15 protein-coding genes are annotated in these 18,454 nt (G+C 40.4%); 3 read left to right on the forward strand and 12 right to left on the reverse strand.

Annotated features, from left to right (window positions below):
- Positions 1–101 precede the first annotated feature (101 nt).
- From QR40_RS14720 to QR40_RS14745, 6 genes are all read right to left on the reverse strand, one after another.
- On the reverse strand, positions 102–995 hold the full coding sequence (locus QR40_RS14720) for a class II fructose-bisphosphate aldolase (protein WP_152614219.1): 894 nt from the start codon (positions 993–995) through the stop codon (positions 102–104).
- Positions 996–1,214: 219 nt separating this feature from the next.
- Positions 1,215–2,723 carry an FGGY-family carbohydrate kinase gene (locus QR40_RS14725; protein WP_027292397.1) on the reverse strand — a complete coding sequence of 503 codons (1,509 nt, stop codon included), beginning with the start codon at positions 2,721–2,723 and terminating at the stop codon, positions 1,215–1,217.
- Positions 2,720–3,415 (reverse strand): aspartate/glutamate racemase family protein, encoded by a 696-nt coding sequence (locus QR40_RS14730; RefSeq protein WP_044295868.1) that lies wholly within the window; start codon positions 3,413–3,415, stop codon positions 2,720–2,722. Before QR40_RS14730 ends, QR40_RS14725 begins: the two co-directional genes overlap by 4 nt.
- 38 nt (positions 3,416–3,453) lie before the next feature.
- Positions 3,454–4,329 (reverse strand): carbohydrate ABC transporter permease, encoded by an 876-nt coding sequence (locus QR40_RS14735; protein ID WP_242849028.1) that lies wholly within the window; start codon positions 4,327–4,329, stop codon positions 3,454–3,456.
- The gene (locus tag QR40_RS14740) at positions 4,319–5,251 is read right to left on the reverse strand and encodes a carbohydrate ABC transporter permease (protein WP_044295763.1); all 933 of its coding nucleotides are present in this window, start codon (positions 5,249–5,251) and stop codon (positions 4,319–4,321) included. Before QR40_RS14740 ends, QR40_RS14735 begins: the two co-directional genes overlap by 11 nt.
- Positions 5,252–5,331: 80 nt before the next feature.
- Positions 5,332–6,696 carry an ABC transporter substrate-binding protein gene (locus QR40_RS14745; RefSeq protein WP_242849027.1) on the reverse strand — a complete coding sequence of 455 codons (1,365 nt, stop codon included), beginning with the start codon at positions 6,694–6,696 and terminating at the stop codon, positions 5,332–5,334.
- Between the two features lie 372 nt (positions 6,697–7,068).
- Between QR40_RS14745 and QR40_RS14750 the strand changes: the two genes are divergently transcribed.
- On the forward strand, positions 7,069–7,815 hold the full coding sequence (locus QR40_RS14750; protein ID WP_027292393.1) for a DeoR/GlpR family DNA-binding transcription regulator: 747 nt from the start codon (positions 7,069–7,071) through the stop codon (positions 7,813–7,815).
- 149 nt (positions 7,816–7,964) lie between these two features.
- A complete protein-coding gene (locus QR40_RS14755) occupies positions 7,965–8,702 on the forward strand; it encodes a DeoR/GlpR family DNA-binding transcription regulator (protein WP_027292392.1) in 738 nt (245 codons plus the stop codon).
- Positions 8,703–8,808: 106 nt separating this feature from the next.
- On the opposite strand, the gene QR40_RS14760 is transcribed toward QR40_RS14755, so the two are convergent.
- The 5 genes from QR40_RS14760 to QR40_RS14780 form a co-directional block, all read right to left on the reverse strand.
- A complete protein-coding gene (locus QR40_RS14760; protein WP_052430870.1) occupies positions 8,809–9,747 on the reverse strand; it encodes an Rpn family recombination-promoting nuclease/putative transposase in 939 nt (312 codons plus the stop codon).
- Between the two features lie 383 nt (positions 9,748–10,130).
- On the reverse strand, positions 10,131–12,323 hold the full coding sequence (locus tag QR40_RS14765) for an alpha-galactosidase (protein WP_027292391.1): 2,193 nt from the start codon (positions 12,321–12,323) through the stop codon (positions 10,131–10,133).
- Positions 12,324–12,356: 33 nt separating this feature from the next.
- Positions 12,357–13,187: a carbohydrate ABC transporter permease gene (locus QR40_RS14770; protein ID WP_027292390.1), complete on the reverse strand. Its 831-nt coding sequence runs from the start codon at positions 13,185–13,187 to the stop codon at positions 12,357–12,359.
- A gap of 14 nt (positions 13,188–13,201) precedes the next feature.
- Entirely contained in the window at positions 13,202–14,098 is an 897-nt protein-coding gene (locus QR40_RS14775; RefSeq protein ID WP_027292389.1) for a carbohydrate ABC transporter permease, read from the reverse strand.
- Positions 14,099–14,242: 144 nt separating this feature from the next.
- Entirely contained in the window at positions 14,243–15,583 is a 1,341-nt protein-coding gene (locus QR40_RS14780) for an ABC transporter substrate-binding protein (RefSeq protein WP_027292388.1), read from the reverse strand.
- 318 nt (positions 15,584–15,901) lie between these two features.
- Here QR40_RS14780 and QR40_RS14785 point away from each other — a divergent pair, with 318 nt between their 5' ends.
- A complete protein-coding gene (locus QR40_RS14785; RefSeq protein WP_027292387.1) occupies positions 15,902–16,735 on the forward strand; it encodes an AraC family transcriptional regulator in 834 nt (277 codons plus the stop codon).
- Positions 16,736–16,751: 16 nt separating this feature from the next.
- Here the strand turns inward: QR40_RS14785 and QR40_RS14790 are convergent, their stop codons facing one another.
- Positions 16,752–18,419, reverse strand: a complete 1,668-nt coding sequence (locus tag QR40_RS14790; protein ID WP_027292386.1) for a GGDEF domain-containing protein — start codon at positions 18,417–18,419, stop codon at positions 16,752–16,754.
- Between the last annotated feature and the right edge of the window lie 35 nt (positions 18,420–18,454).

The following is an 18,454-nucleotide window of genomic DNA, read 5'->3' on the forward strand; positions in this document are numbered from 1 at the left end:
TACTGCCTTAATAAGTAGTTTGAAAGTGCTTTTCTTTCACACTTATCCCTTCTGCATATCGCAGGCTTGTCTGCGATACTGCCTCTCTTCTATATAAAAATTTATGCCTTCCCACTGCTGAAAAGATAATGATCCATTTTTTCTTCCACCAGCAGGCGTACCGCTTCTCTGGATTTTTCAATCACATCTTCGGGGTAACTATTCAGTTCCTCTTCGGTCATATGGCCTTCCCGGCCCACTACTGCCAGCATCTCAAGCTCCAGATCTGTTGCAATATTCACCTTGCTGACTCCACCGGTTGGCATCTGAGCTGCTTTTGCTACCATATCACTTGGCACACCTGAACCTCCATGCAGTACCAGCGGAGTATCCGTAAGTTTATTTATTCTTGTGATTCTCATGTAATCAACACTGGGCTGTTTTACGGTATATACACCATGTGCCGTTCCAACCGATACTGCCAGGCAGTCTGTCTTGGTCTGTCTGCAGAATTCCTGTGCTTCTTTTGGGTCTGTAAACATCTCTTCATCGGTATCTGTTTCCACAAAATCCGTCGTACCTATTTTCCCAAGCTCCGCCTCTACCGTAACACCCACCGGATGCGCAATCCCTGCAACTTTCTTTGTAACAGCCACATTCTCATCAAATTCCAGTTCTGAAGCATCGATCATTACCGAAGAAAATCCATAGTCAATTGCTTCCTGAATCACTGCTATGGTCTTCGTATGATCTAAATGCAGTGCCACCGGAACTGTCGGCTTCAATTCTTCCATAACACGGTAAAATTCCTCTGTAAATTCAGGAATTCCCACCTTATGACGTATAATTTCCTTTTCCGAAAGCTGTACAATTACAGGAGATTTCCGATTTATAGCTGCCTCAATAATCGGCCTGATCAGCTTCGTATAACGTGCAGAAAAGGATCCCACCGCATACTGGTTCTCTGTTGCATCTTTTAAAATATCTGTCAAATTCTCTACTCTTTTTATCATCATTATACCTATTGCATATTGCAGAATTATCTGCAATACCCTTTCTCTCCTTCTGGAGCGTGTTTGAAAATTACTGGAGCGTGTTTGAAAATGCTTTCTGACAGCTGTGCGTCACACTTTGTTGGCGATTCGTTCCAATTAAAAGCGCATAGCGGGCTATATAACCTAAATCTGGAGCTAATATACCGCGAAGCAGGGTGTGCAGATAGCAGGAATGAACTTTCAAACAGGCTCTTGTGCCAAAGGCATATATTTCTCACTCCATATCCTGCCGTATTCCATACCCCTGTCCAAATCCGGATAATACCAGTCTCTTGTCTGCAGCGGAGCATCCAGAAACAGACGGCAGGCATCGGCTCCTTCATTCTTTTTTATATATAAAGCAGCAGCTCCCAGTGCGGTTGCCTCCGAAACGGAAGGGACTTGTATAATCTTCCCCAAAACATCTGCCTTGATCTGCATCCAGACCCGGCTGTTAACCGCACCGCCTGCACAACGGACGATTCCGGGGCTTATTCCGTGCCACCGGTACAGAAGGTCCAAAATCCACGCGGCCTGATATTGAATACCTTCCATGATACCCTTTAAAATATGTGCGTATGTATGTTCCATCTTCAGCCCGATGAAATTTGCCCCCGTATCCGGTTTGAAAACAGGTGTCCCCATCCCTGTCAGATATGGAAAATATAATATCTGCGTAGGGTTCATGGGCAGAGATTCCAGCATATCATTCATTTCCTTATAGCTAATCTCTTCTTTCTGGGCTGTTTTCCGAAACCATTCTACCGACTGGCCTGCCGAAGGAATATTTCCCATCCAGAAATACCCGCCGTCTACAAAAGGACCATATATAAATCCACTTCCCTGCTTGAAATCGTCATCTGCCGCCGCCTGTGAGCCGTAATTATCCTTGGGTTTCTGTTTCAATAAACCAATATAAGTCTCAGCCGTTCCCAAACTGTTGCATATGTCCTCTTCCCGGTTCTGCAAAAGCGCAAATGCCGCGCACACATGGTCATGGCCTGCAACCGCTGCCAGGATCTCGTCCTGCTTCCTGCATCCAAGCAATCGCTTTATCTCCTGACTGCGTATAGGAATTGCATTTCCGCTTGGTAATACTTCCGGAAAATTAAAAAGTTCTAGCTTATATCCCTGTATCCGTTCTTCATCCCAGCATCCATTTCTAATATCATAAACATAAGTTCTGGCTGCAAAGCTGGGATCGGTAACGAATTCGCCGGTCATTTTCCATGCAATAAAATCACACATGGACAGCCAGACCGCCGTCTTCTGATCGATATGCCTGCTCTGCAATAACCATATGAATTTATAAATACCATATTTAAAACTCCCCCGCAAACCAGTGGAAGTAAAATTACGCTCTTCTTCATCGACCGGCTGTTTTGCAAGTCCCACGGTCCGCTTATCAAACCAGGGTAATATATCTGTTTCTTCTATACCTGTCCGGCGATTCACGATCAGTCCTGCTTCTGCCATACCGGTAATACTGATCCCTTTCACCTGCCCTTTTGCAGGTGCACAAAGTCTCGTCATCTGCTCCTTTACTATTCCCCAGATCACATCCGGCCTGTATACATCGCCCCACTGGTCTTTAGACATAGGTGTCACTTCTTTTTCTATTCCAATGATTCTGCCTGCGTGGTCAAACAACACTGATTTAATATGGGTCGTTCCCATATCTATCCCTATTATCATAGCATTATCTTTCATTCTGTTTTATTTTTGCTTCTGTTCGTTTTAACTGTTTGTATATCGCAAATCATACTTTTTAATTTATCAACTCCAAGTGCAGGACTTGTCAGAATCCGATTCTGATCCATGTCTTCTTTTGCGGTAACTGCTGATGCCATAGATGCCTGCGCCAACACAATTACATCCACTTCACCAAGATACTCTTCCACCGCATCAGCAATTTTTCTATCGTGAAGCGCTTTATTTTGAGACATCAGTGCATCATATGCCCCTTCTACCAGAACCGACCGGACGCAGACTGCCTTTCCCGCTTCTCTTGCTTTACGTTCAATTAAATTAACGGTAGGATTTAGCGTGGTATTTAGCGTGGCAAATACACCTATTTTTTCACCTTCTGATACTGCTTTCTCTGCCATCGCCTCATCAATCCGAAGCACCGGCACTCCAAGAACCCGATCTGCCTCCTCTGCAAATTCTCCAACTGTAGAGCAGGCGCTTAGAATAATATCCATATCCATTTTCTCAAGAACCTTTGCATATTCCAGCCAGCGCCAGCGTACCAGCTCCGTATCTCTTTCGTCAGCCATATCCCTAAGAATAGAATCGTCCAGTATATTATAAACTTCAGCATCTTCCATTTTACTTTTGATCTGTGCTGTCAGACTGTCTACGGTAGCTTTTGTTGTATGTATTACACCAATTTTTTTCATTGTAAACTCCATTTCTGCCTCACTTTCTTATGGCAAGGCTATTTAACTGCACCGCCCACATTCATACCTTCAATAAAATAATTCTGGAAACAGAAAAATAGAATTAAGATTGGTATCATCGAAAGGAAAGAAACTGCCATCAGATAATTCCACTCTGTGTATCCCTGCCCCTTGAATACCTGAAGCCCCAACTGCAAAGTATACAGTTTCTGGTCATTTATATACAGCAGAGGTCCCTGGAAATCACTCCATGCTCCTTTGAAAGAAACCAGTGCAATTGTTGCCAGTATAGGTTTAATCAATGGCATCATGAGCTTCCCCCAGATATAGAAGTGTCCTGCCCCATCTACTTTTGCAGCTTCCATCAGCTCATTTGGAATAGTACGGTAAAACTGCCGCATCATAAAAATGTGAAAAGCATTACCTGTAAAAGCAGGAATGATCAGTGGCAGATACGTGCCAACCCAGCCAATCTTCGAAAAAATAACATAGGTAGGAACCAGGGTAACAAAGCCCGGAATCATCATAGTTGCCAATACAATTTTAAATAGCGGTTTTCTTCCCTTAAATTCAATTTTGGCAAATCCATAGGCAACAAAGGAGTTCACTAATACATTTCCGATGATGGTAAACAGTACAATTACCAGCGTATTTAATGTATACCTTGTAAATGGTGCCTTCGTCCATGCTATGGCGAAGTTTTCAAACATTGGTACCTGGGGAATCAGTGTTGGCGGATACTGTGCCACTTCCTGAGGGGATTTCAACGCTGTACAGACCATCCAGATGATAGGAAATAATATGATGACTGCACCCAGACATAAAATAAAAAACATAAACAAATCGGTTACCCGGTCTCTTTTAAATTTTTGTTTTGAACTACTGCCATTTTTTTCTTTCTGTCTAGTCATCATTATCACCTTCCTCGTAATAAACCCATTTTTTAGAACCCTTCTGATTAAATATGGTCAATACCATGATAATCGCAAATAGGAACCAGCACATGGCATTGGCATAACCTGTTTTGAAATTCTTAAATGCCTGATTCCACAGATGCACATTATAAAACAAAAGAGAACCTGCGGGATTCCCGGTTCCGTCTCCGGAGAAGATATAACCTTCCTGGAATATCTGAAATGCTCCGATAATACCGATGGTCAGATTGTAAAAAATAATCGGGGATAACAGGGGTACAGTAATTTTTGTAAACCGCTTAAAACCGCTGGCACCATCAATACTTGCTGCCTCGTAATACTCTGTGGGGATACTTTGCAGCCTTGCCAGATATAAAAGCATCTGTCCACCCAATCCCCAAAGGTGCATCAGAATGATTGCCGGTTTTGTCCAATTAGGATCTGTAAGCCAGCCCGGACCGGTAATTCCCACAAACTTTAATATTGTATTTACAAGACCGTTCGCCGGGTCCAGTAATAACATCCAGAGAAAATATGTACCAACCCCTACCATAATAGATGGCAGATAATATATGGTTCGAAACGTCCGAAGACCGAATATAGACCGGTTTAATATACATGCAACCACTACCCCTCCGATTGTGACAAGGGGAATATTAATCAGCGCATAAACTACGGTATTTTGCAGACTTTTCCAAAAAAGCTGATCTTCGAAGAACATTTTTTTATAATTCGTCAACCCGGTAAAGTCCATCTTCATCATATTATAATCGGTAAAACTGGTGATAAAAGAAAAGATCAGCGGTCCCATAACAAAACAAAGGATTCCAATCAGCCAGGGAAGTATAAAAATATATCCATAAACGCTCTCCCTTGCCTTCATATTCTTAATACCCAGCCTACTCAGTAATTTACCAAACATAAAGCTACCTTCTTTCTTTTTCTAAAAATGACTCTTCAAAAATCAAAGAGCCATTTTAACAATCCACTATATTCCAATCATTACTTCAGGAAATCCTGGAATGCCTTTTGTGCATTTGCCAGAGCATCATCGGTACTCTTTACTCCCAGGGTTCCTTCTTCAATCAGTGGATTGATGATATCTGTATAACCTTTCATATTGTTTGGTGTAACTGCTGCCTTTGTATCTGATAATGCTTCAGAAATTTTTGCAGTAATCGGATCACTTAAAAAAGCACTGTCTTTATCAAAATCTGTCCTGGCAGAAAAATCTCCCAGTCTTTCACATAAGAATTCCTGCATATCTTTACTCGTCATAAATTTAATAAATTCATAGGAGCCTTCCGGATTTTTTGCTCCTTTTGGTATTTCCAGCACAAATCCACTGCCATTTACCGTGTGCCCATTTCCTTCTTTGTATTCCGGCATCTGCATAACCCCGTAATTCAAATCCGGATTTGTCTGCTTTAGAGAGGACACATATGCGCTTGTCTGTAACAGCATAGAAAGTTTTCCGGAAGAAAACGGATCCTGCATACCAGACTTAAATGCTGCGCTCATTTCATTATATGTACTACTTCCATAATGCTGAGTAAACTCGTCAACCCATTTGAAAACATCCTTATTAATATCGGTGTCTACAGACGGATTACCACTTTCGTCATACCAGATCTGTCCCTTATTGGCATTACATACCCAGGTATCCAAACCGCCGTTTCCAAGCAATGGAAGAAATCCTATCCTGTCATAAGCATCTCCATTCTTCTTTTCCAGTTTGTAAGCAGCTTCTTTTAATTCGTCCCAAGTCTTAGGTGGATTTTCAGGATCTAATCCCGCCTCCGTAAAATGATCTTTATTATAATAGATCACTCTGGTATCAACAGAGAAGGGTAATGCATAAACACTTCCATCTTCTCCGGTACAGGCATCTAAGTCTTGTTCAATAAAACTGTCAGCTCCTGTCCCCTCATCTTTTTTCAGAAAATCATCCAGGCTCTCAACCTGTCCCTGCTCTGCACGGAATCGAACTTCCTCCAAAGTATTTGCCATAATATCGGTAGGATTGCCAGCTGCAATCTGTGCTATATTCTTCGTAAAAACATCTCCCCATGGAAGATTCACATATGTAACTTCATATTTTTCCTGTGATTCATTAAACATTTTCACGGCTTCTTCCAGAACCGGTTTTCTTGCTTCTGATCCCCACCAGCCCCAAAACTCTAATTTCTCCCTGTCACCGCTGTCTGCTGTTTTATCATCACTTTCTTTATTTTCACTTCCGGCCTCCGTTTTTGCACCGGTACTATCTGTTCCTCCTGTATTTTTGTCCCCCGAACTGCATCCTGCAAGTGTTGACCCCAAAAGTGTTACTGCTAATGCTGCTGCAATTAATTTTTTCATTGCCATAAGAACCTTCCTCCTGATTTTTATTATTTATTAGTTATATCTCTTTTCATTCATTATATTATCATATATATATCATATTTGCAAGAACTATTTGAACATATTTTGAATATTTATGATATTTTTGTGATTATATGTGGACTATTTGACGAACAACACCTATTACAGCGCTCAATTTCATCGGATAGTACCAATGTTTTTTTCTGTGCAATGATAAACAATCCTGTTTCTTCCGCTATTTTTCATAATATAATCATATTATTTCATTTATTTTCACTTTTTACAATAAAAATATTCACTTTCTTTCCATATTATGATATGATAGACAAGTCTTAACCAAACACTTGTCAGAATAACAAAAGGAGGCGTAGCAATATGATTCCAGAATTGCGCCAGAAAAAAATTATTGATATAATTTCTGAATCCGATATTATATCAACTGAAAAATTAACAAAGCTTTTAGATATTTCTCCTTCTACACTCAGAAGAGATTTAATAAAACTCTCAAAACAAGAAAAAATTATGCTTATGCATGGAGGGGGCATACGGATCCTGCCTAAAAATACTGAAATGAGCATGTACGCTAAAATGGGGCTTCATAAAGAAGCAAAGGATCAAATTGCTAAAAAAGCGGCTTCCCTGATTGCAGATGGAGATGTCATTTATCTGGACCCATCCAGTACAACCTACCAGATGATTCCATATTTAAAGGAATGCAGGGTAACAGTTATTACAAACAGCGTTTCCCATATCGATGAATTAATTCACCATAAGATACCCTGTATTATGGTAGGCGGTACCATTAAGATATCCACTAATTCCTGTATCGGATTGATTGCGGAAAATATACTAAGAGATTTTAACTTTAACAAATGTTTCATTGGAGCCAATGGGTTTAGCATCACTTCCGGCATTACCAATCATGACATTAATGAAAATGTGATCAAAACTCTGGCAGTCCGGCAAAGCTGTCATCCTTATTTTTTAATGGATTCCAGCAAATTTAATGTAATTGCTATGGTCAAACTGGCGAATATCAATGAATATCCAATCATAACGGAAAAATTCATACCGGAACTGAGCAACTATAATAACATAATCTATACAAATGTTGATCTATAATTCAAAATTGTGCATTAAATAATCAACTACACATCAATATTTGACCGAAATCAAACATTTTTTCGAATAAGTTTCTAAAAAAGTTCATTCATATAACTGCAAAATGTGATATAATGGAAAAAAGATTTAATCAAGGAGGCTCACGATTTATGATTCCTGCAATGCGCCAAGAAAAAATACTGAATATTCTCTCGAATGATGAGATTGTATCCGTAGAAGATTTAATGGATGTATTGAATATTTCCATCTCCACCATCCGCCGCGACTTATCTAAATTAGAAAAAGAAAGCAAAATAGTTCTGCTGCACGGCGGTGGTGTAAAACTTGCTCAAAAACCAACAGAACTCAGCATTACAACAAAACTGGATTTAAACAGAGATGCGAAATACCTGATTGCCAAAAAAGCCGTTTCCCTGATTCAGGATGGTGATGTGATTTTCGTAGACCCCTCCAGCACTACCTATCATATGATCCCGTTACTAACGGATAAAAATATAACTGTAATTACCAACAGCATATCACATATCAACCAGCTCATACATTATGGTGTACCATCCATCATGGTGGGCGGAAATATTAAATCCACCACCAATTCATGTATTGGTCCCATCGCAGAATCAACTCTGAAGGATCTTAACTTTAATAAATGCTTCCTGGGTGCCAACGGCTTTACAATCCAGGCCGGAATTACCAATCATGATATTAATGAAAAAGTAATCAAAACTCTGGCACTTCAGAACTCGGCCACCCCCTACTTTCTCATAGATTCCAGTAAATACGGTTGTATTACTATGGTGAAAATAGCTGATCTTGATACCTATCCGATAATTACGGAGTCAGTTTCGGAAGAGTTAAAAGACTATAAAAATATAATACTGGCTTATTAATACTGAATCAGAAAAGCAGTTGCTGCAAATTTTGCAGCAACTGCCGCTGATAGATAACCGATCCGGTTAACGACATCTCATTCTTATTTCGAACATATAAGCTGCGTTACTTATATTTCTCATAGTATTTTTCAGCAGAATTAAAATCCAGGTTGAAACATTTCTGCAGCTTTGCAACAATTCGTTCGGGGATGATACCCTCGTCCAGATTATCCCGTATAAAAACTTTAATGCCTTCTTCACGGCCTTGTTCGCGCCCTTCTTCACGGCCCACTTTCCAGCCTTCTTCCCGGCCTTCTTTTTTCGCCATGTATATGATATGGTTATGATCCCTGATTGCTTTCTCCCTTGATTCGTATTCGTATCTTTTTTGGTCATCTGCACTGATGTTTTTTAAGATCTGATACGCTTCGTTTATGTATTCGTTTTTCTCTGCCATTTCTTTGAAATCCTCCTCCCGTTTTCCGTTCAGGAATTTCGCCCATTGTAATAATTCATTTTCCGGTTCTTCCCAATTACCCAGCTTGGGCAGCTCCAGTACATGCAATTCCAGTTTATCGGAGTATAAGCTCCCCCTCTGATCTTCCCGGAGATGAAAACAGGAATACCATTGATCTGTATCCTGTAAAAATGCAAAATCCAGTATACTGATTTGGATACATTTCACCAGTACATCATAATTATCCCCGCTTACAATCTGGTCTGTGTACATCTTGCAGGCATAAAACAGGGTGCGTTCTTCCCAGCATTGGAAAGGCAGTACCTGCATTTCCAGATCGATCTGGGTGTTGTCATGCATTCGTACCCTTACGTCCAGAATTCCAAGCTTTTCATTTTCTTTTTCCTTTCGCAGGCTTGTATTCAGCAGTACCGTTTCCTGAATGTCCTTTGGATCCATGTTCAAAAATGCGGCAATTAATCCTTTCCTTGCTTTCTCACTGCACATCAGTTCTTTAAAACAAAAATCAACCGTAGGCAGCATAATAAATGGTTCTGTTTTCTCTTTTTCAGTCTGAATATTACTTGTTTTGGGCGAATTTATCATGTTAGTCCTCCTCATACTAAAAGGCAGTAACCTTTGCAGCGTAAGAAGGGTTCGTTCGATTCCAGATATATTATAGCGACTTACGGCAAGCATAGCAATGCCTTATATTTAATTAAATGTCAATTGGAAATCACCTGGCAGAACAGCCAGTTCTTAGAATGTTTTAATACAACTATACTATCACAATAAATTGTTTATTGCAACATATTTTTTCACATAGTTACTTATTAGTTATTAAGTATACTATCATAAGGTCCGCTACCTGCAAAAATAAACCCGTTTGTCATATAGAAAACAAACGGGTTTAATCATAATCAGCACAATATCAATTTTTGTTAAAATTACTTTCTGAGAAAATAATTTTTCTAAAACGGACTAAATTTCTAAATTTCTTTTATCGCAAAATTAAAACTCTGATAATCTCCATTTACTAAAGGAATATTAATTCCCGCATTCATCAGTGCACTTCCCTCATAGATACGGTCTTCATCATTCACTTTGTAGAAGCTGTCCGGTTTTAAACCTTTCACTCTGACTCTGAATAATGCAGGATTCGCATACGAATGAAGCACTACAATACTAAACAGGGATTTGCTGCCATCTTCATTTACAAACTGCCATGCGGCATAATCGCGATTTTCCTCCGGATTGCTCAGCCGGTAATACGTACCGTATTGAATAAGGTCATAATTTTCTTTAAAGAACTGAATCTGCTGCCGCACCGCTTCCCGCTCTTCCTCATCCAACGTTCTTACGTCCAGTTCATAGCCGAAGGTCCCGGCCATCGCCACAGTACCTCTTGTCTCGAGCGGTGTGCTCCGTCCTGTCTGCTGATTGGGGCTGACTGATACATGCGCTCCAACGGTGCTGATCGGATATCCAAAAGAAGTTCCATACTGAATCCGTATCCGTTCGATAGCATCTGTGTCATCACTGCACCAGATCTGAGGCATATAATAGAGCATGCCCGCATCAAATCTTCCGCCGCCGCCAGAACACCCTTCAAAGAGGATATCCGGGTACTTTGTAACAAATTTCTCCATCATGTCATAGAGCCCCAGAACATATCGGTGACATACTTCTCCCTGCCTGTCCTTTGGCAGCAGTGCGGACCAGACATCTGCAAAATTACGGTTCATATCCCATTTTACATATTCTACATTTGCTTCATCCAGAATCTTACCAATGGTTTCAAACAGATAATCCCTGACATCCTGTCTGGATATATCCAGAACCAGCTGGAACCTCTCCAGATTGGGCTTTCTGCCCGGGATGCGCATACACCATTCCGGATGGTTCCGAAACAGGTCACTGTCTTCATTTACCATCTCCGGCTCAATCCAGATACCAAATTTCATGCCCAGGTTATTTATCTTTTTTGCAAGTCCGGTAACACCGGAAGGCAGTTTTGTTTTATTTACAAACCAGTCACCAAGTCCGCTCAGATCATGGTTTCTGGTACCGAACCAGCCATCATCCATAACAAACAATTCAATACCCAGATCCTTGGCACTATCCGCAATAGAAACCAGCGTATCTTCCTCAAATTCAAATTCCGTTGCTTCCCAGTTATTGATCAGAACCGGTCTGCGCTGCTTTTTGAATTTGCTTCGGATCAGATGATCCATATATAGTTTGTGAAAATTTCCGGACAATGTGCCCAGTCCATTTGTACTGAACGACAAGATTACTTCCGGCGTTGTGAACACATCTCCCGGCTCCAGCTTATACCGGAACCCATCTGCATTGATTCCCATAGTAAACCGCGTCTGATTTACCTGGTCTACTTCCACCTGCGCCATAAAATTACCGCTGTATACAAAGGAAGCACCGTAACATTCGCCATATTCTTCCCCTGCATCCCGGCCGCAGATAATCATAAATGGATTCTCATGATGACTGGAGGTACCCCTGGTACTGTCAATCAATACTTTTCCATGGCAGACATTTCTTCTCTGCATAATCCGTTCCATGTTATGTTTTCCATAGAAAGAGATCACATCAAAGTGATCGGTTGTAAAATCAAGGCATGCCGTCAGCGCTCTGTTCAGGTACACCGCATCCTGATTTCCATTTTTAATCCGGCAAGCCCTGGTAATCACATCGTAGTCTTCCAGGACACCGTATAACAGCGTTACTTCCAGATCGGTTGCCTGGTCCTTTAAAACGATTTCCAGGGTCTGGGCTTCGGATTCCTCTGCCCATACTGCCGGCAGTCCCTCCAGGGCATATTTGCCATCGTAAATTTTGTGGGATACATATAGAAGTTCCGTTACCTGGCTTCCGTCCGGATTCTCTGCCTGAAGACAGCTGGAACGGTAATCTCCCATTCCGAAAGTAGAATACTCCTGGGGATAGGTGTCCAGGGAATACCCCCTGTCATTTCCACCTTCGTATGGATTTCCGGAAAATCCTCTGTTAATGCCGCGGATCAGGTAGGATAATTCCATGCTTCCTATTTTAGCCCCGTAATACACATGTATTAAATGCTGATAGCTGCTCACCAGCATCTGATAGGTGGCATTTTTTGTCTGTAAAGTAAAGACTTTCTTTTCCTGGTCAAATGTAACTGCCATTCCATTGGCCTCCTTCTTTTTAATTCGTGTTTTCTACAGCTTACCGCCTGAAGTTGCAATTCCTTCAATAAACTGTTTTTGAAATATCACATAAATAACGATCATCGGAAGGCAGGCGATCAGAGAAGCTGCCATCAGTTCCGGAAATTTCGTTACATACTGTCCCTGCATTTTGGCAAGTGCCGCAGACAGTGTCAGCATGTTTTTATCTGTGTTTACAATCATTGGCCACATCAGATCTTTGAATGCAAATACCGCAGTAAAGATACCCAGCGCTACCATCGCAGATCTGGTTAACGGTGCCATGATAAATAAAAATGTCTGTCCGATATTACACCCGTCCAGTCTGGCTGCCTCTTCCAGATCATTTGGAAGTCCCATGTAACCCTGTCTTAAGAGAAAAGTACCGAATGCCGTTACAAGTCCCGGGAAGACCAGTGCAAAAATAGTATTCATCATTCCCATTTTACTGATCATCAGATACTGAGGGATAATAAAGATCTGTGCCGGAATCATCATCTGGAATAAAACCAGAGAGAACATCAGGTTCTTGCCTTTAAAATGAAGCCGCCCAAATGCGTAACCTGCCATTGTGGCTGTAATCACAGCACATAATACCCTTCCTATGATTAACAATAATGTATTTTTATAAAGCAGCAGGAAATTCATATTGTTCCACACCGCTTTAAAAGCGTCTGTTCTCCAAACCTTTGGAAATATAACAAAAGGGTCTACCTGAGTAGCTTCCGTTACCGACTTAAAAGCGGTTAAAATCATCCAGAGGAAAGGTACCAGCATGGTTATAGAAATTAAAATTAAAATCACATGAATCAATACAGATACTACTTTTTTCTTCGATTCCATTACTTTCCCTCCTTCTAATTATAATGAACCCATTTTTTCTGTGCGATCATCTGGAAAACAGTTATGATCATAATCACTACTAAGAGCAGCACAACGATAGTGGAACCATAGCCGAGATTTTTCTCCGTAAATGAATACCGGTAGAACAGATAAACCAGTGACTGTGTTTTTTCCAATGCGGGATTAGACTTATCCATCACCATGAATATCAAATCAAATACCTGTAATGCCCCGATTACCCTGGTCACCAATACAAAGAAGATGGTAGGCGAAATCAGCGGGATGGTAATGTGGAAAAACTGTTTGATTCCCGTTGCTCCGTCAATTTCTGCCGCCTCATAATAATCATGAGGTACTTCCTGCAGACCGGACAAAAACAACACCATATTATAACCGATAATGGACCATACACCCACAACTGCGATGGCAAACACCGCAATCTTCGGGTTAGAGATCCAATTAGTATCTGTTCCGGTCAGATTATTAATCAATCCAAAGTCGGAATTATACAACCATCTCCATACCATAGCAATCGCAGCAGGTGCGGCAACCATCGGCAGGAAGAAAATTGTTCTGTAGACACTGCGCCCTTTCATCTTACGATTGAGCAGAACAGCCAGTACAAGTGCAATGGCAATGGAAAACGGAACTTCCACAATTGCGTATTTAAAAGTATTTAATAACGCCTGCCACACCTGTCCGTCACCAAAAAGTTTCATATAGTTATCTGCACCAACAAATATATTTCCCTTACCAAAATCTCCGGTTTTAAAAAAGCTCTGGTAAATAGTCTGTACGATTGGAATAATATTCAATACAATTAGCCCGATCATCGTAGGCAATATAAACGCCCATCCCCAAAGGAACTCGTTGCGGGCGCGGGAAGTGCCTTTTACTTTTTTCTTAGACATATGTCCCAACTCCTTTCGTCTTTAATTCTATGGCGGTACAGCAGACCTGCCATACCGCCATAATCACACATATTTTTATAAATATCCAAACTGGCTTACGATAGTCCCAAACAAGCAGTTTACAAACATGCTCTAGATCACACTTTACTCCTCTGCTAAAGATGCATTCATTTCCTCTGCGATCTTCTTACAGGTTTCTGCCATGTCTGCGTTGCCTGCCCATACTTCTTTTAAAAGCTCATTAGTTTTGTTTTCCCAGATTACTGTGGATCTGGAATAAGGCCGGATTACCATGTCATCTCGTACATCTAAATATGCCTGTAAATTAAACTCAGGCGCTGATTTAACCCAATCTTCGGATGTTCCTTCATAAGCAGACATAGTAACACCTAATTCAGCCTGTTTCTTCTGAGCAGCTTCTGTTCCAAGGTATTCAATCAGCTTCCATGCATTGTCGGTATTTTTGCCATTTGCAGATGCTGCCCATCCAAGTCCGTTGTATACGGAACATCTTCTTCCTGATTCCGCATCCTTTGGCATAATAGCCACATCCAGATTCTCTTTGGCATAATCATCATCTTTGAAACTGGAAATCATCCAGGAACCCTGGAATGCCATCGCCAGCTGTCCGGATCTCAGCAATACATCCGGTCCGTTCTCAGAAAGTGTCTGGCTGCTTGGCATAGAACCGTCTTTGATCAGCTGCTCAACATACTGCATAGCCTTAATGGTATTCGGATCATCATATCCTGAAGTCTTCTTGTCATCCGATATTACTTTTCCGCCCATATCATAAATGATATTGTAGTAACCTTCGTGGTTTGTATCACTCTTCATTCCCAGACCATACTGTGATCCGTCTGCTTTTGTCAGTTTCTTCGCTGCTTCAGCAAGGGTATCCCATGTCCATGTATCATCCGGATATGCCACACCGGCTTCGTCAAACATAGTTTTGTTATACCACAGTGCTATCGTATCGATGTCTTTTGGTACCGCATAAACATGGTCATTATAAGAATAAAGTTCTTTAATATCTTCCGGGAACTTACTCATATCCAGTTTATCACTATCCTTGATTTTATCTGTAAGATCAAGGAGCATATCATTTTCCATATATCTCTGTGCTTCGTTGGAATGCATCCAGAAAACATCCGGCATAGAGCCGCCCTGTGCTCCTGCTTCCAGCAGTGTCCAGTATTCATTCCAGGTAACAACCTGAATCTGTGTGGGAATTCCTGTCTCCTTTGTAAAATCATCCATAATCTTCTTTAAGCCCGGCTCCTGATAAGTATCCCAGATCATAACCGAAAGCGCATCTCCCGAAGCATTTTCATTGGTTGATGCATTATCTCCTGCTGCAGATTCCTTCGTGGTGTTGTCTGCAGCATTTCCGTCCCCTGTATTTCCTGTACTGCCGCAGGCTGTAAGGGATAATCCCATCATACCTGCCATAACAAGTGCGCATGTTTTTTTCCATTTTATCATTTTCTATATCTCCTTTTACCTTAATATAACTTTGTATGTTTTTATTTCAATATACTGTTTTTGTTTCTATTATCAAGTCTTTCAGCATATCATCAAACTTATTATGGGAATTATAGAGTCTGCAGCCTTATATTTCCAGCAATTTGACTAATACGCCTTTTTCTATGTGACTTATATTAACACTTTACACAAACCTTGTACATGCGGTGGTATTATTTCATTTATACCTTTATGTGTCATTTATACTCTGTCGTTGACGCTAGGACACATAATGGTATATAATACAAAGAATAAAATCTGAAAATAAGGAGCCAAAAGATGCGCGACTATCTTTTTTTAAGCAATGATTTTTTCGATATTACCATTTATCAATATGGCTACCAGCAATGTGAACCATTTCATACCTTTGGACCAGCGATGAGAAACCATTACCTGATACACTATATCATTTCAGGTACGGGCGTTTACCGTGCCGGCACAGAAAAATCGGAAGCAGAATACCATCTCCATGCAGGCCAGGCATTCTTGATCGAGCCAAACAGAGTCATTCATTATACTGCTGATGAAAAAGATCCCTGGGAATATATGTGGATTGAATTTGACGGATTAAAAGCAAAAGAATATGTAAATCATGCAGGTCTGTCACATGAATCACCGGTTTACAATTCCATAAATGAAGAAGGAAAAAAGAAAGTATATGCATATTTAAGTTATATCATTGACCATCCGGATTCCCCTGCCCCTGAGATTATGGGCTATACCTATCTGTTTTTTAGCGCATTGATCGAAAGTTCTAAAACCGCAAGGGCACTTCCCAAAAATGATATCAAGAAATTTTATATACAGTCTACGGTAGATTTTATTGAGAATTATTACATGAAAGATATTTCCGTGGAGGATATGGCAGCTAATCTGAGCCTGAACCGCAGCTATTTCAGCAAGCTTTTCAAAAAAATGACACAAAAAAGCCCACAGGAATTTTTAATCACATACCGCATTCATAAATCCTGTGAGTTTCTGCGTTCCACTGATATGACCATAGCCCAGATCTCTCCTCTGGTAGGCTATGCCAATCAATTTCATTTTACACGTGCATTTAAAAATATAATGAATATATCTCCAAATGAATGGAGAAAACGCAACCGTTATTAACAAAGTTTAGAACATATTATAATTTTATTTTGTATTGCTGCTTGTCGGAATACATTCGTTCGTCTGCTTCCCTGAACAATGTTTCCGCATCTTTATTGCTGGTACCTCTGACTGCAGATCCACTGGCAATAGAGATGTCATGGCAGTGCACTTTATTATAAATTCTAATCCGTTCCTTCAGTGCTCTATCCAATTCAGCCAGGTCAGCATCCTCTTTCTGTATCGCAACCAGGAATTCATCACCTCCGATTCTATAGACATCTCCTACACCGCCGTATTCCAGCTTAATACATTCTGCCGCCCCTTTAATTACATCATCACCGGACTTATGCCCATATAAGTCATTTGTCTGCTTTAGGTTATTTAAATCCAGCATAACAAATGCAAGCGGGGCTTTGTGCTCCTGGTTTTTATCCTTCTCTTTTTCCTCTTCCATAAATTCATCAAAGGAAATGCGGTTCAAAGTCTGTGTCATCATATCCGAATACGCCATTTTCTCATAGAGTTCAAACTGCGTCTTCTCCTTCAGATAGAGAAACAGTTCTTCATAATTTAAATAAATCAGAATAACAAGAAAGACGATCAGTCCATATATGAAAAACTTGCTGTTATCCTCCATTGGATTCGTATAGAAACGGATCAGTGCAATAATTGAAAAAACAGTCAGACACAGAATTGCATATAACATCCCTTTTGCTTTCCTGGAATTCATCTTCACCGCTTCATATATTAAAAATGCCACCAAAATGATAATCACCAAAAACATCATCGTATGCGTAATAATCAGCATCTGCGGGAAATCAGCTATATTACCCATGTAAAGAAGACTCTGGACAATCATATTTACCCATAATACAGTTTGTATCTGCTCAATATATTTACCTTTTTTTTCACATATATTCTTTACAAAAGATAAAATATAGACAGGCATTGCCATAAAACTGATAAAAGAGAGGATACATAAGGCCACGCTGTTCCCGATCATAAGCTGTGACAATTCCGAATCGGACCAAATCCACACCGAAGATATCACCATGAATAATCCCAGATATAAAAATGAATCAAAATTATAATTAAACTTTTTGATATACAGCCCGGAATAAACGACCAGCAGCACAATACCAAATAACAAAAGAAATAAGATACAGCCAATCTTTCCTACATTGCTGTATAATACTTCTGTAACATATGCCCCTGTCGTTCCTATTTTAACCGAACCAACTCCTCCCGATAAATTTTTATAGGGACGCTCTAATTCTATGGTAATATCCTTACCGCTGTCCTTTGCAGATACCGGTATCTGGCAGGAAATGTACCCCAGCATATTCCCCACAGGAGGCTTTGTATCAAAACCATATTCATAGACACAATCCTGTCCGATATTCACCCTTACCGTTTGATATCCATTATTAAATATTATTTTTTCTCCATCTTTCACCTGGGGAAGCTGATTTTTAAGCTTTATGTACCCTGATTCATTTTTCAGTTTAAATGGAAAATGAACCGCTTCTCCCTCTTTTCCTTCCAGCTGCCAGCCATCCTGAAATAGCCTGCATTTCTCCACCTTCGGACGGACATCCGGCAGAGCTGATGTATGAATTACATTTAATAACATAGTAATCAACAGTATACCGGACAGACATGTTAATATTCTTCTAAATGTATTTTTATTTTTTTTGTTCATATATACCTGCTCCGTTATTCCTGAATCTCATTGAA

The sequence above is a fragment of the Robinsoniella peoriensis genome (assembly GCF_000797495.1).
Classification (GTDB): domain Bacteria; phylum Bacillota; class Clostridia; order Lachnospirales; family Lachnospiraceae; genus Robinsoniella; species Robinsoniella peoriensis.